Consider the following 15,555-nt stretch of genomic DNA (forward strand, 5'->3'; position numbering starts at 1 on the left):
ATTGACATTTAAGACCATAAATTGATAGAATAACATTGATAACCATTATCAACGTTATCTTTTAGGAGGTTAATTATATGATTGATAATTTTTCAAAGATAGAATTACACGAATTTATAGAGAGTTTAGTGAAAGGTTTAGAATCAAAAGATTTGTATACATCTGGTCATTCAGAAAGGGTTGCCCATTTAGCTGAAAGAATTGCCCTAGAAATGAACTTAAGTAAGGAAAGAGTATTCAATATACATATAGCAGGACATCTCCATGATATCGGAAAGATAGGGGTTCCTGACTCTATATTAAAGAAAAATGGAAGACTAACTGAAAAAGAATATGAAGAGATTAAAGAACATAGTGTAATCGGATATGAAATAATTAATAAGATAAAGAGTTTTAAAGAAATAGCAATATATATAAAACATCATCACGAACACTATGATGGTAAAGGATATCCAGATAATATTAAAGCTAAAGATATTCCTTTAGAATCCAGAATAATCTCAATTGCCGATTCTTTTGATGCAATGACTAGCCCTAGGCATTATCGAACTCCAGTTAAAATTGTAGAAGCCATTAAGGAAATTAAATTAAATAGTGGTACACAATTTGACCCTCAACTTGTTCAAGCTATAAATAATATCTATCAACATGACTATTCATTCTTAGAAAGAATTGTGCATAGTGCCTTTCAATCTGAGCATAAATTAGCCTAAAGCTCTCAAGTAATAAGAAGGATACTTCTCTCAATAATATCTGTCCATTAATTTTTTCAATATACATCGAGGCTAAAAAGTTTTGAAGCTTTAATCATATACTAATAAAGTAGGACCAGCCTCACGGCTGGGACCCCTTGTCAAACTGTACGTACGGTTTTCCCGTATACAGCTTTCGGTTATTGGTGCTCCTTATCAGAGAGTAAGTCTTCGACTCTATGTTACCATAGATGTATATTTTACCCTTAATTAGAGCACATCAGTAAGTAATGATTGAAGTCCTTTATCTCTTAGATAACTATTTGAAAAGCGATAATTTTGATACATTATCGCCTTTTTCTTTTCGATAAACGAACGCATTCTCATTCTAATCCATTTATCCAACCTCGTAAACAAAGTCTTCACATTTCCTATCTTGAAATAGTTACCCCAACCTCTCAAAACTGGATTTAATTTTGCAATTATTACTTCTACAGGAAAAGGTCTAGTTCTTCTAGTAATCTTTCTTACTTTGTTTTTGAATTTTGTTATTGCTTTATCTTTAGGTCTCTTGTATTCAGAATGGTGAAATTTGAATCCTAGAAATTCAAATCCATCATAAAAGTTAGTTACTACCGTCTTACGAGGATGAAGTTTCAACTTCAATTCATCCTCTATAATTTTACGGGTAACTTTTAACGCTCTCTTTGCTTTGCGCTTATTTTTAGTTAAGATTACAAAGTCGTCAGCAAAGCGGACTATTTTGTAACCTCGACGAGTCATTTTCTTATCAAAGTAATGTAAATAGATATTAGCTAATAGAGGAGAGATGACACCTCCTTGAGGTGTCCCTTCTCTAGTTTCTTCTCTACCTTCTTCAGTCATAACTCCAATTGTCAGCCATGACCTGATAATATCTAATACCCAACCATCACTTATATATTCCGCTATAAAATCCATTAATAACTCATGGTCTATAGTATCAAAATAAGATTTAATGTCTGCGTCTACCACCCAGTAGTAACCTTGTTCTTTATATTTCTCTATCTTTTCTATCGCATCGTGAGCAGACCTATTAGGTCTGAAACCAAAGGAACATTCACAAAATTCTCGCTCAAAGTATATTTCTAGTACTTGCCTCACTGCTTGTTGAGCAATTCTATCTTTGATTACTGGAATACCTAGTGGTCTCTTTTCTCCATTTCCTTTGGAAATGTACGTCCGTAACACTGGTAATGGCTCGTAAGTATTCTCTATCAGCTGTCTATGAAGTTCTCGCATATTCATCTTGTAATTATTTTTAAACTCTTCTATGCTTACATTATCAACTCCACCACAGCCACCATTATCCAGTACTTTTTGTCCTGCAATATATAAGTGAAATTTCTTTGTGATTTTATCCTTCAAACTATATAGAGTTCGAAATTTTAACACCTATCCTAACTTCACTACTTACTAGTTCTTCCTGTCTCACCTTAATATCTTAATCCCTATATTCATAGCACTCCTGAGCACGTCTCTAAGCTCTCACCAATCGCACCTCTCAGTTTACCATTACTTAGGTTATGGTGTTCTCTAGGTTATCCATACTTTACAGTTATGATTTCCTGTTTGTAATTCTACTAGAACCCACTATAGTACTAGTGTTTAAACCACTCAAAATTAAGATATCATTAGTAATCAAATCTTAAACTTCAATAACCTAGATATCCTTCGCTATAATCAACTTTCGTTGATTTTTTTTCTCACTACTATGATATCTTCTGAACTCTAATATATCATCACTCTGGCTTTCCTGTTGGAGTTATACCATCACTTATCTCTATAGATTTCTATAAAGAATTATATTAGAGATTCCCTCGGTCAATTACGTAAACCCTACAATCATTCCGACCCTAATCACACCTAGTTTTCTAACATGGGCACTTCCAGTTACACGTATTTACCAGCGCTACCTGTCTCTCCTTTGTACAGAGCCCCAAGCTAACATTGGACTTCCCCGTTTTTATGGCGGGTCGCCAAAGCTAAATGCCACCTCTGGTTCACATATTGTTCCGGACTGATTGCTCATCTCAAACTCTTCAGATTCTACCTCACGGTAGACACCCTGCTACTGTTGATTTCACACACCGTACTGGCGAAAACAGCATGGATAGGATTTTCACCTACTGTTTACTAAATCTACGAGGCACACATAAAAAAACAGAAAGGTTATATAACCTTTCTGTTTAATAATATAGCTAACTATTTTACATTTACAGTATCTTTAAAGCTTTTACCAGCCTTGAAAGCAGGTACTGTACGTGCAGGAATCTGCATCTCTTCACCAGTTTGAGGGTTACGTCCAGTTCTAGCTGGTCTATCACGAACCTCAAAACTACCGAAACCAATTAATTGAATCTTTGATCTTTCATCAGCAGGCTTCTTAGCTTCAGCTTCTAAATTTTCAGCAATTACTTCTAATAAACCATTTAATGCTGCTTTAGAATCCTTTTTTGTAATTCCTGTTTTTTCAGCAATCTGATCAACCAAATCTGTTTTTGTAATATTCGCCATAATAAAATCTACCTCCTATTAATAAATAAAGATATTTAAGCACGTCTTGTACTTATTATACCACAGTTAGATTTCTTGATATCCTTTATTATTCCTTCTTTTTTTGAAAAAAAAACATAATTTAAGAAAAAAACCGGTCTATAATAGACCGGTTAACTTATAATATTATACAAATTAAGCCTCCACTACCTTCATTAATTATCTTTTGCAAAGTATCTTGTAACTTTTCTTGAGCATTAACAGGCATTCTATATAACTTCTGATTAATTCCATCTTTAACTAAATCATGAAGTGAACGCCCTAAAAAATCACTCTGCCAAATAGCATCTGGATTGGCTTCAAACTCAGTAGCGAAAAATTCAATCAATTCCTCACATTGCTTTTCTGTTCCTACTACTGGAGAAACCTCTGTATTAATATCAGCCCTAATCATATGAATAGATGGAGCACTAGCTCTTAATTTAACACCAAAATGACCGCCTCGTTTAATTAACTCCGGCTCATCAAAAAGTAGATCTTCTAATTTGGGAGTAACTATACCATAACCAGTTTCATTTACTTGCTGTAACGCATCTGCTATTTGATCATACTCTTTTTTTACTACACTTAATTCCTTAACTAAATTAAATAAACTGTGCTCTCCTTTAATTTCTAAATCAGTCATCTCTTCTAAAATGTTGTAGAAAAGATCATCCTTGAGATCAAAAGTTAAACTTGCTACCCCACTACCTAAATCCATATCTGAAATAAATATATCCCCTGCATTATCAGAATCAGATAATTTCTCAACTAAATGATTGACATCTCTTAAAGTATATATATCTTGGATTGAATCATTAATTGTTTGATTAAGATCTTTACTTAACCAATGTTCTTTCTCTAACTCATCTATCCAAATTGGCAAATCAAGGTTTACCTCTTTTAATGGAAATTCATATAAGACTTCTTTTAATAAATTATTAATATCTTCTGAACTTAAATTTAAGCAATCTACTGGAACTACCTTTTTATTGTACTTTTCTTCTAACTCTTTAGCCAGCTCTTGAGTCTCTGGACTATGAGGATGGGCTGAGTTTAAAGCAACAATGTAAGGCTTATCTAACTCATTTAACTCTTTAATAACCCTTTCCTCTGCATCTGTATAGCTTTCACGGGATAAATCAGTAATACTTCCATCACTTGTTATTACCAATCCTATAGTTGAATGATCTTGAACTACTTTTTGCGTGCCAATTTCAGCAGCCTTTTGAAATGGAATTGCCTCTTCAAACCAAGGTGTTGTTACCATCCTAGGACCTTCTTCTTCTTCATATCCTAAGGCCCCATCTACTCTATAACCTACACAATCTACTAATCTAATCTTGAAATCCACATTTTCATCCAAGCTTATCTCAGTAGCTTGATTAGGTACAAATTTAGGTTCAGTAGTCATTATTGTCTTTCCTTCACCACTTTGTGGCAGTTCATCTCTAGTTCTTTCTTTGTCATACTCATCATCCATATTAGGTAAGACCAATAAGTCCATAAATTTCTTAATAAATGTTGACTTACCTGTTCTAACTGGTCCAACTACTCCTACATAAATATCACCATTTGTTCTAGTGGCAATATCCTGATAAATATTAAACCCTTCCATTTTTCACCCTCCTTTATAGTATTTCAACGAATATAGACTAACCAACTATGAAGATTAACTATTTGGCTATAATAAGTTATAAGATTCATAATTAACCTTCAAACCAAAATAATAAACCCACTAATTTATTTGAACCTCCTTTATCTCTAAAGCAAATATCATTATATATATATGACCTGTATCTGAGATTATTCCATATAGCTATAAATAGGGAGATTTCAATGGAACATTAAACAAGTAATTAATTTCTATTTGCTTCTTTAATGTTACTAATAAATTTTATTAACTAAAGATTCTTTAAAAAATCAAATATGACTTACTACTTAAATAATATGTATTATAGTATAAATAAAATAACTAATTAGATCACAAAAAATAAAAAAAGCATCCTCAGGATGCTTTTTTACTATTTTAAAATTTTATTTTTACCATTCTTTTTCCATAGCTATAGACTCAATTTCATATTTTGCTCCTCTAAGCATTAAATCACTTACTACTAATTTCGGATCTTTATTCTCAAATAATATTTTATACATCTGATCTACAATTGGCATCTCTATATCTAATTTATGTGATAAATTATAAACAGCCTTAGCAGTTCTAACACCCTCTGCTACCATTTCCATTTCTGATAATGCCTCTTCCAGACTCTTACCAGAACCTATTTTAAATCCTAGACGTCGATTACGACTATGTTCACTAGCACAAGTTACAATTAAATCTCCTAATCCAGTTAAACCTGAAAAAGTAACAGATTCTGCTCCCATAGCTACACCTAAACGCTTAATTTCTGTAATACCTCTAGTAATTAATGCAGCCAAAGCATTATCTCCAAAATCTAATCCATCAGAAATTCCTGCAGCAATAGCGATAATATTTTTAACTGCACCACCTAATTCAACACCTATTATATCAGGATTTGTATATACTCTAAAAGAATCAGACATGAACATATTCTGAACCTGCTGAGCCAACTCTTTATTCTTATTTGCAACTACAACTGTAGTTGGATGATTTAAAATAACCTCTTCAGCATGACTTGGTCCACTTAAAGCAACTATCTTATCAGAAAATTTATCATCTAATTCTTCTTTTATAACCTCTGACATTCTCAAATGACTTTCTTCTTCTATACCTTTAGAAGCAGTTACTATAACTATATCCTTATCCAGTAAACCTTTTAGTTCCTTAGATACAGTTCTAACGATATGAGAAGGTACAACTACAACTACTGCTTTAGCTCCTTTAACAGCTTCTTCTAAACTAGTAGTTGCTCTAAGCTCTTTTGGTAGCTCAATTCCTGATAAATAAGAATTAACATGCTCTTCATTTATTTCCTTTACTCGCTTTTCAGAAATATCACGTAAATAAACATTATATCCATTATTATTAAGCACAACAGCTAGAGCAGTCCCCCAACTACCGCCTCCAATAACAGCTATCTTTTCTTTCATAATTCCCCTCCTAACAATCAATAAGCAACAATAACTTAACTATTAAGATAGTTATATTGACTCTTTATTTATTATTTGCTAATCCAAAATTTTTATATTTATCAAATAATAAATTTTAAAGAAAATAAAGGGAAAAATAAAACTCTTCTTCCCTTATTTATTATCTAAATTATTCTTTAGGCTTACTTTATTTTCAGTTCCTGATAATAGCCTCTTAATATTAGGCAAATGCCTATAAATTACAAAGATTGATATTAATAAAGTAAAAATTAAGACAAATTTATCTTGTCCAAATAATAACATCAAAATTGGAATCAATATAGCTCCTGTAATAGATGCCAGTGAAACATACTGCGTTGTAACTACTATTATAATCCAAACTAAAAATGTAATTAATACAGCTTTAGGAGATAAACTTATCAAAACCCCTACAGAGGTAGCAACACCTCTTCCACCATTGAATTTAAGAAATATAGGCCAATTATGACCAGCAATTGCTGCCAACCCAGCCAATAATAAAATCAACGATTGATCAGGAAAGAAGATCCTTGCTATACTTACTGCTAAAAAACCCTTTCCTATATCTAATAAGGCTACCAAAATTCCCATACTTAATCCTAATAACCTAAAAGCATTTGTTGCTCCAATATTTCCACTACCATACTTACGTATATCAACACCTTTTACTAACCTTACTACTATTAAAGCAAAAGGAATTGAACCTAGTAAATAAGAAAAAAGTATAACTAAAAACTCTTTAACCATTATAATCTCCTCCGAAATTTTCTATCTCTCTCTTGTAATAAGTTTAATTGGGCTTCCCTCAAAACCAAAAGCTTTACGAATTTGATTTTCTAAATAACGCTTATAAGAAAAATGCATTAGCTCAGCATCATTAACAAACAAAACAAACAATGGTGGGTTAACCTTAGGTTGGGTAGCATAGAAGATTTTCAACCTCTTGCCATGTTTATCTGATGGTGGCTGAAACATTGCTACTGCATCTTCAATTACACTATTAAGCAAATTAGTCTTAACCCTTCTACTATGTTGTTCAGAAACATAATCTACAAGATCTAAGACTTCTAATACTCTTTGTCCAGTTAACGCAGACACAAAAGTAATTGGTGCATAATTTAAAAAACCTGCCTGATATCTAATTTCTTCTATATAATGGTTCATAGTATTATTATTCTTTTCAACTAGATCCCATTTATTAACCACTATAATAATTCCTTTACCCTCTTCATGGGCATATCCTGCAATCTTTTTATCTTGATCAGTAATCCCTTCAGATGCATCAATCACCATCAATACTACATCAGACCTATCTACAGCTCTTAAAGAACGGATCACACTATATTTTTCTACACCTCTACCTACTTTCCCTTTTCTTCTCATTCCTGCTGTATCGATGATTACATAATTATTATCTTGATGTGTAAAAGGGGTATCAATTGCATCACGAGTAGTTCCTGCAATATCACTAACAATTACTCGCTCTTCACCTAGAATCTTATTTACTAGAGAGGACTTTCCTACATTAGGTCGTCCAATTACTGAAATTTTGGTTGTTTGATCATCATATGGATCTTCTTCTAAATCTGGAAAATGATCTATAACTTGATCTAATAAATCTCCAGTTTGTTGACCATGCTGTGCAGAGATTAAATATGGTTCACCAAATCCTAATTCATAAAAGTCATACTTATCCATCTCTGCTTGTTTATAGTTCTCTGCTTTGTTTACCGCTAAAATCACTGGTTTATTTGATTGTCTTAAAAAATTAGCAACATCTCTATCCATGTTAGTCAATCCTGTTCTAACATCAACTACAAACAAAATAACTTCAGCCTCATCAATTGCTATTTCTGCCTGATAACGCATCTGTTCTTTAATTGTATTTTCTGTATCTAACTCAATACCACCTGTATCAACTAAGATAAAAGGGCGACCTAACCATTCAGCATCTCCATAAATTCTATCTCTTGTAATACTTGGCTTATCTTCTACAATTGAAATTCTCTCTCCTACTATTCTATTAAAAAGAGTAGATTTTCCTACATTTGGCCTACCTACAATTGCAACTATAGGTTTTATCATTATTTCCACCTCCAAGTTCTTTTCCTAACACCTTTTCAACTAAATCAACAGCCTGATTTTTAACTGTAACAACCAAATTAGGCACTTTATTAACAAATTCATCCCAACTTATATTATCTAAAAATAACTTATCCTCATTTAATACAATTTCAGGAATAATAGTTATTTCACCCAAATCATCAACTGAAGTTAACTTAGCTAAGATATCTTCTCCAGTTAATAAACCAGTTACAGTTACTTCAGATCCAAAATATTTATTCTCTACCTCTACTATATTAATATCTAAATTAATAATTTGATTCAATCTATCTATTATAGGTTTAATTGATTTTGCACCTAATACAGATGTTACTAATGAAACTTTACGATTTTTATTCAAACTACTTGGTAATTGTGACTTTAAACTATTAAATTCATCTAATAATAACCTCACCATCCCAATTCCATTTTCTAATTGGGGAAAGTTATCATAATATTGGCTACTTGGCATATCTTCATCAGCCAACAAATAAAATTCATCTGATAAGTATACAAAACTCATATTATATTCTCTTCTAAATTTATTTTGCCACTCTTTTACCATATTAATTAATTCTTTTGCTTCTTTAGGATTAAAAGATCTTAACTCTTCTAAATTATCTCTATATTTAGTTAATCCTACTGGCACAATTGCTAAAGACTTAATTTGTGGTATATATTCTCCCAAATCTCTAATAGTCTTTTCTAGACATTTACCATCATTAATCTCAGGACATAGTACAACTTGAGTATTAAGCTCTATACCAGCTTCTACTAAATCTTTAATTTGATCTAGTATCTGCCCAGCTTTTTTATTATTCAACATTCTTTTTCTAACTTCAGTATCTGTTGCATGAACTGAAATATTTAAAGGGCTTAAATGCATCCTTTTAATTCTATCAAATTCTTCTGCTGATAGATTAGTTAAAGTTGTATAGCTTCCTCCAAAAAAAGAAAAACGATAATCATCATCTTTAATATTTAGAGTGTCTCTAGACCCTGGAGCAGTTTGTTTAACAAAGCAAAAGATACAATTATTATGACACTGTTTTAGACCATCAAAAACAATTTTATCAAATTCTATACCTAAATCCTCATCATAATCTTTATCAATCTCTAAAACCCAATACTCTCCACCTTCTTTAATAATTTCTACTTCTAGATATATATCTGTTATTAAGAATTTATAATCGATAAAATCTTTAATTGTTTGTCCATTAATTTTTACTAAATTATCACCAGCCTCTATTCCCAACTCATCTGCAATACTACCTTGGACTACTTTTTTAATCTTTATGTATCTGCTTACATCTTCAAAATCAGCAAATACTCCTTTTTCCATTTATTATCACCTCAGTCTGTACACTCCCTCTATTATTATTATATATTCAAGTACTTTCGTCAAGTAGATTTATTAAATCCTAAAATTTATAGACTATTCAAGATAGCCAAACTTTATAATTATAATATTAATTGAATTAGCCACCTTATGATTAGAATTTCATAAAGTTTAGCCACTATATATAACACAAAAAAAGAATTTAAATATTTAACCACGAATTAGAACGAATTGAACACTAGTAAATATAGAAATGACTAGCTTAATACTCAGATTAAACTAGTCAGCTATCTATTTCTATTAACCTCTTCTTTACCTCTGAAACTAAATCTATATATCTATAATATACACTTTGCAAGGTATAAGTAGTCAAATATCTTCCAATGCTAATAACTCCCAAACGCCGGGATAAAACTCCTCCTACTTTGGTTAAAAACTTAACATAAGGTAATGCATCCACTAAAATAAGTTCACTATGATTTATATTTGAAATTTCTAAAAATCCCAATAAAATATCTTTTACTAAAATTCTTTTACTCCCCATCCCTAAAACATAAACCTGATTATTAAATTCATCTTCTCCATAATAAAATGGAGTTCCAATCTGTTTAGAATCTGTCTTATCATAATGAGGTAAATTATAAATTGAATTTTTATCAGGAACCTCCGAAGTGGGTAGCATATTAGTATGAATAGCAGCAGCTAAAACAGAAGAGTGAGCACTTCCATAGCAATAATAGATAATCTTCATCTTATGAATCAACCTTCTTAGTAGTATAGTTAAGCAACTTAATAATCTCTTTATAACTTCTTTTAATACCACTTTTTATAAAAAAGAAGCCTATACTATTTAATCCTATATCACTTAAATATCTTCCAACTTTTATTGACTTATTGATACATTTATCTGTATTAATAAATAAAATTTTCTCTTCTAACTTAAAAACCCTTTTAACTCCATATAACATTCTTTTGATAATCTCACCTTGTTTCTGACAATCCAAAGCTAAAACATCATGATTATACTTGTCTTTACCTAAAAAGATTAACCCTTTTGAAGATATTCCCCTTTCAAAAACTTGCTTAATAAATGAAACTTCAATAACTTTATCTATAGATAAGTTGATATTAGATTCTTTTAAATAAAGACATGCTACTAACTTTGCAATAAAGTCATCAGATTGACTGTAATAAATAATCTTCATACTTTACTCCTAATGTTTAACTAATATATAAATCCCATTTCCTAAATCGTGCACCATAGATGTCGTCAAACGTGAGATCATCATCGCTATATATTCTAGCTCCTCATCATCTTCTGCATAAAAAACTGGTGCAGAACCAGCTTCAACCTTATTCTTATCCTCTTTTAATGTAACAATAGCTAAAATAAAATTATTAATGTCCATTAAATCTTCCTTTCATCTCCAACATTTATCTAATCAGCAGCTATTCTTCCAGCTTTAGTTGATAAAGGTTTTCTGCGTGACCCTTCCAAAACCGGAGTAGTCCTTACTGCTTCTTTGATACATTCCCTATCTGGTTCCATAGGTATAATAATCATATATACTCTGCCACTGTGTAGATTTAATCTTGCTAAAGGAGTATAATCCTGAACCCCAAGATCTAATTTTACTCCTAACTGTGTTACTACATCATGAATAATGGCTTGCCTTTGGCCTATATTTGCTAAAGTAGCTCTAGAGTTATCATCCTTAGGTTCAATAACTATGCCTAAACCAGATTTCTCCCAACTTTCTAAAGATTCTTTTAATCCTACATTCATAATCACATTATTCTCAATAGTAATGTTACTTTTATTAGGTCCAGTAAACTCTAGATCTATTACTCTAACCTTAGCAATATCTCCTATAGAGTCATCTTTCATAAGAATATATAAAATATAAGCTATTACTCCCCCTATTAATACTCCTCCAATTACATTTAAAGTTTGATATCCAATCATATTAAATAAATAATAACCTATAGCTGTTATAAAAGAAGTAATCATGGCCAAATAATTTCTTGATTCAAACACTTTAGCTATCCCTTCAATATATGCCTTTCCCCTTGGAACAAGCTCAGTATCTTCAAGCTGACTTAAAAAATTTCTTTCCATATTTCTAATATCTCTAAATTGTTGAGCTGCAGCTCCTAAAAAAGTTACAGCCACATAATTTTCTTCTAATAAAGCTGGGAAAACTAGCGCCCCCAAAGATGAAGCAATAAATCCTAAGGTTAAATGAACGATATAACCATGGGGATAACCAGGATATTGTCTATAATCTACTTTTAAGATCATTAAACGTGATAAAGTGCCCATTATAACAGCTAATAAGATCATTTCCCCATACTTAATCATATTACCCCTCCATTTCTATCTATCATCCTTTCTTTTATCTTCTTTATCTTTCTCCTCTTTTACCCCAAGTGAATTGCTCATCTCTCCACTACCAACACTCTTAATCCTATTTAATGCACCACCAAATCCCCCTTCATTAGCTGCAAGCAATAGTCCACCTCCGACAACAACAATAGCTAAAATAATTATTATAGCACTAAAGGCACCAGAAGATTCGTTCTTCTTAGTTTTTTCTGTTGTTGTTCCACCTATACCTAAAGCTCCTTCTTTTGTTCCTCCATAAAGTAATTTAATCACAGAATCAGCTAAAGATCCTACACTAACATTTGCTGCTTCTTGAGGAAGAACATGAGTCCCCATTTCTAAAATCAAAGAACGAGGAGATAAATCTTGATTATATTTACCTTTAGCATAAAAAATCCCCTTTACTAACCCAGGATAGTATTTATCTGTAACAGCTTTTAATTCTTTAGCAAACTTATCATTGACTTTCATTTGGGGGTTTTGTCGCCCTACTACCAATCTGATCTTCCCATATTTTTTTCCATTTATAGTTGCTACATACTCATCTGGATTTGGAACCCCATCACGATGAATATCAAAGATAGCATCTGGTCTCTTTCTGACCAATCTAGTAGCTGTTCTTCTTGAACGCTCATAGGCTCCTCCATCATGAGGATCATGTTTAGATTTATTATGAATTACCTTAATCCCTTTTTCCTCTAACTTTTTAGCAAACATATCTGCAACATTATAAATATCTCCATTCCCAGGCTCACTATGAGTTCCACTAGTAGGTTTATAAGATTCATCACTATGAGTATTATAAATTCCAATTAATTTCTTACCTTTATCTGCTACTAAGCCCTGAGACAAGGCAAATAGATTATCCTCACCTTCTAATAACTTTACTGTTTCTTCAAATTTAGCAACTCCCTTTTTACCATCCACTTTGACTACTTTATACTTTTTATTCTGTTCATTAATATAATAATCACCTAGATTAACAGCCATTGCTGTTTCAAATATAACCTCTCCAGTACTTTCTGCTACTACACTAAAATAATTATCTTTCTTATTTTTTGCAAAAGACATAGGTGTAAAGATTAAGTTAAACACTAAAAATAATAATGATAAAATTAAAATAGTCCTTTTATTCATTCTCTTCACCTCTATCCTCTTTTTCTTCATGCCCTAACTCAGCGAATTCAACACTAGAATGGGCTAATTTATGCTTATTAAATTTTTCTTTACTTTCTTGATTAGCTTTAAATAAATTTTCTCTAGATTCTCCTAAAATTTCAGCCAATAAGATAGCTAAAATCCCACCAATAACTATTGAATCAAAAGCACCTGCTCCACCAATATCAGCTTCTCCTGGTACTCCACCCATAGTAATTCTAACTACATGAATAAGATCATAAACTAAAAATCCTAAAGTACCTGCCACAAAAGCAGCTTTTCGAGACCGACCAATTAGATAAGCAACAACTCCAGAAATAATAGGAAATAAATAATTGGTATCAATTAATGTATGACCTTCTTCAAATCTATAAATCTGGGTTAAAGCAAATATAGCCCCCCCCGCGATAAGTGTAGCAATTATTGCTCTAAACAATTCTCCTTTTTCATCCATTTTAGACAAGAGATAGAAAGCTAAAACAATCGGAACTATAGCTCCACCTAAATTAATTGTAATTAGAGGATCTCTAGTAATTGGTATATCTATAAAGCTACCTATTATCATTAAAGCAAAGAAGATAATTAACGAAGTTTTACTTAAGCCCATCTTTATAATCATTCTTTCTGCAAATCCAAAATAAATTATAATTTCTAACAAAATTAATAATATAACTCCCATTGGCATAATTCATCTACCTCCTTTAGAGTATAGAATTAAAATATACTTAATTATTAAATAGTTTTGTCTCTAAATAATTTAATTATTCACTATAAATAATAATTTAATATAAAACATCCAATAAGATCTTTTTCATTAATCAATTCATCAATAATTCTTATTAAAATTAAAAAAAAAGCAACCTCTTTGGTTGCTTTTAACATCTATATATCTTCTATATATACCTTCTATTTAAATTTATCTCGGTTGTACAATTAATTTAATAGCTGTTCTTTCTTCTCCATCAATCTCAATATCAGTAAAAGCAGGAATACAAATTAAATCCACACCACTTGGTGCTACATAACCTCTAGCAATAGCTACAGCTTTAACTGCTTGATTTAATGCTCCAGCTCCTATCGCCTGAAGTTCAGCCCCACCATTATCTCTTAATACTCCAGCTAAAGCTCCAGCTACCGAATTAGGACTTGAATTAGATGATACTTTTAGTACTTCCATGTTTGAATACCTCCCATTTGATTTGATTAATTATTTATTATTTACTTACATATACTTATTTCAATATTTACAAAATAATTCCTTCTTTTTTTGGAAAAATTATTTTTTATTCTAAATTTAATCAACTGTATAAACTCGAGCAATTCTTTTAACTGATATTGCTTTAGCCGTTTTATCATCAATTTCAATAATTAATCCTGATAACTTTGTATCACCTTTAGCCACTTTAAATCTATTTGGCATCTGAGTTAAAAATCTTTCTAATGGTTCATCGATATTCATACCTAATATTGAATTAACAGCACCAGTTAAACCCAAATCTGTTATGTATGCAGTTCCTTCAGGTAATATTCTATCATCAGCTGTTTGAATATGTGTATGAGTACCTACCAAAGCCGACACCCTACCATCAGAATACCATCCCAAAGCCTCCTTTTCAGCAGTAGCCTCTGCATGAAAATCAACTATAATAGCATTTACTTGCTCCTTCAATTCTTGAATAGCTTTATCTAAAGAACGAAAAGGAGAAAGGTAATTCCCTATATAAACCCTTCCTATTAAATTAATAACTCCCAGAGTAAATTCATCTTTCTCAATAGTTTGAATTCCAACCCCTGGTGTTCCTTTTGGATAATTATAAGGTCTAATAATCTTGTCACTTTCACCAATGAAATCAAATATTTCTTTATTATCCCAAGTGTGATTCCCCATAGTTAATATATCGATTCCATAGTCTAAAAGTTCTTCCATTACACCTTCAGTTAATCCAAATCCTCCTGCTGCATTTTCAGCATTTGCTATTACAAAGTCTACTTTCTCTGTTTTGATAATTTGTGGCAATAATTCTCTAACAGCCCTTCTTCCTGTTCTTCCTACAATATCCCCAATTGCAAAAACTTTCATTTAAAGACTTCCCCCTTATACTATCCAATAAAATAAGCATTATACATCAAATTTTATTTACTACTAAATTATACAATCATATTTTGAGTAAAATCACCTAATGCTATTCACACTTTATAAAGATTAATTTTGG

General features: G+C 31.4%; 16 protein-coding genes. 1 reads left to right on the forward strand and 15 read right to left on the reverse strand.

The genetic code is table 11. The features are described 5' to 3' along the window. The first annotated feature begins 77 nt into the window (after positions 1–77). The gene (locus OREMA_RS16970; protein WP_018247544.1) at positions 78–713 is read left to right on the forward strand and encodes an HD-GYP domain-containing protein; all 636 of its coding nucleotides are present in this window, start codon (positions 78–80) and stop codon (positions 711–713) included. A 249-nt stretch (positions 714–962) separates the two neighbouring features. On the opposite strand, the gene ltrA is transcribed toward OREMA_RS16970, so the two are convergent. The 15 genes from ltrA to OREMA_RS0101705 all read right to left on the reverse strand — a co-directional run bounded on the left by ltrA (position 963) and on the right by OREMA_RS0101705 (position 15,422). Beyond that, positions 963–2,126 (reverse strand): group II intron reverse transcriptase/maturase, encoded by a 1,164-nt coding sequence (gene ltrA / locus OREMA_RS0101630; RefSeq protein ID WP_018247545.1) that lies wholly within the window; start codon positions 2,124–2,126, stop codon positions 963–965. An 810-nt stretch (positions 2,127–2,936) separates the two neighbouring features. After that, complete coding sequence (locus OREMA_RS0101635; protein WP_018247546.1) at positions 2,937–3,248, reverse strand: HU family DNA-binding protein; 312 nt, start codon at positions 3,246–3,248, stop codon at positions 2,937–2,939. A 157-nt stretch (positions 3,249–3,405) separates the two neighbouring features. Then, entirely contained in the window at positions 3,406–4,884 is a 1,479-nt protein-coding gene (gene spoIVA / locus OREMA_RS0101640) for a stage IV sporulation protein A (protein ID WP_018247547.1), read from the reverse strand. A 425-nt stretch (positions 4,885–5,309) separates the two neighbouring features. Continuing rightward, positions 5,310–6,338: an NAD(P)H-dependent glycerol-3-phosphate dehydrogenase gene (locus OREMA_RS0101645; protein ID WP_018247548.1), complete on the reverse strand. Its 1,029-nt coding sequence runs from the start codon at positions 6,336–6,338 to the stop codon at positions 5,310–5,312. Between the two features lie 153 nt (positions 6,339–6,491). Continuing rightward, the gene (gene plsY / locus OREMA_RS0101650) at positions 6,492–7,103 is read right to left on the reverse strand and encodes a glycerol-3-phosphate 1-O-acyltransferase PlsY (protein WP_018247549.1); all 612 of its coding nucleotides are present in this window, start codon (positions 7,101–7,103) and stop codon (positions 6,492–6,494) included. Between the two features lie 21 nt (positions 7,104–7,124). Then, complete coding sequence (gene der / locus OREMA_RS0101655) at positions 7,125–8,441, reverse strand: ribosome biogenesis GTPase Der (protein WP_018247550.1); 1,317 nt, start codon at positions 8,439–8,441, stop codon at positions 7,125–7,127. Further along, the gene (locus OREMA_RS0101660; protein ID WP_018247551.1) at positions 8,410–9,801 is read right to left on the reverse strand and encodes a DUF512 domain-containing protein; all 1,392 of its coding nucleotides are present in this window, start codon (positions 9,799–9,801) and stop codon (positions 8,410–8,412) included. Before OREMA_RS0101660 ends, der begins: the two co-directional genes overlap by 32 nt. Positions 9,802–10,081: 280 nt before the next feature. After that, positions 10,082–10,549: a DUF3189 family protein gene (locus OREMA_RS0101665; RefSeq protein WP_018247552.1), complete on the reverse strand. Its 468-nt coding sequence runs from the start codon at positions 10,547–10,549 to the stop codon at positions 10,082–10,084. Position 10,550: 1 nt separating this feature from the next. Beyond that, positions 10,551–11,003 (reverse strand): DUF3189 family protein, encoded by a 453-nt coding sequence (locus OREMA_RS0101670; RefSeq protein WP_018247553.1) that lies wholly within the window; start codon positions 11,001–11,003, stop codon positions 10,551–10,553. A gap of 9 nt (positions 11,004–11,012) precedes the next feature. Beyond that, a complete protein-coding gene (locus tag OREMA_RS0101675; RefSeq protein ID WP_018247554.1) occupies positions 11,013–11,207 on the reverse strand; it encodes a capping complex subunit for YIEGIA in 195 nt (64 codons plus the stop codon). 29 nt (positions 11,208–11,236) lie between these two features. After that, on the reverse strand, positions 11,237–12,160 hold the full coding sequence (locus OREMA_RS0101680) for a YIEGIA family protein (protein ID WP_018247555.1): 924 nt from the start codon (positions 12,158–12,160) through the stop codon (positions 11,237–11,239). Between the two features lie 15 nt (positions 12,161–12,175). Further along, positions 12,176–13,321, reverse strand: a complete 1,146-nt coding sequence (spoIIP, locus tag OREMA_RS0101685; protein ID WP_018247556.1) for a stage II sporulation protein P — start codon at positions 13,319–13,321, stop codon at positions 12,176–12,178. Continuing rightward, on the reverse strand, positions 13,314–14,027 hold the full coding sequence (locus OREMA_RS0101690) for a DUF1614 domain-containing protein (protein ID WP_018247557.1): 714 nt from the start codon (positions 14,025–14,027) through the stop codon (positions 13,314–13,316). The genes spoIIP and OREMA_RS0101690 overlap by 8 nt, the downstream gene beginning before the upstream one ends. 231 nt (positions 14,028–14,258) lie before the next feature. Further along, positions 14,259–14,519, reverse strand: a complete 261-nt coding sequence (locus tag OREMA_RS0101700) for a stage V sporulation protein S (RefSeq protein WP_018247559.1) — start codon at positions 14,517–14,519, stop codon at positions 14,259–14,261. A gap of 117 nt (positions 14,520–14,636) precedes the next feature. Next, positions 14,637–15,422 (reverse strand): TIGR00282 family metallophosphoesterase, encoded by a 786-nt coding sequence (locus OREMA_RS0101705; RefSeq protein WP_018247560.1) that lies wholly within the window; start codon positions 15,420–15,422, stop codon positions 14,637–14,639. Between the last annotated feature and the right edge of the window lie 133 nt (positions 15,423–15,555).

The organism is Orenia marismortui DSM 5156 (genome assembly GCF_000379025.1).
Lineage (GTDB): Bacteria > Bacillota > Halanaerobiia > Halobacteroidales > Halobacteroidaceae > Orenia > Orenia marismortui.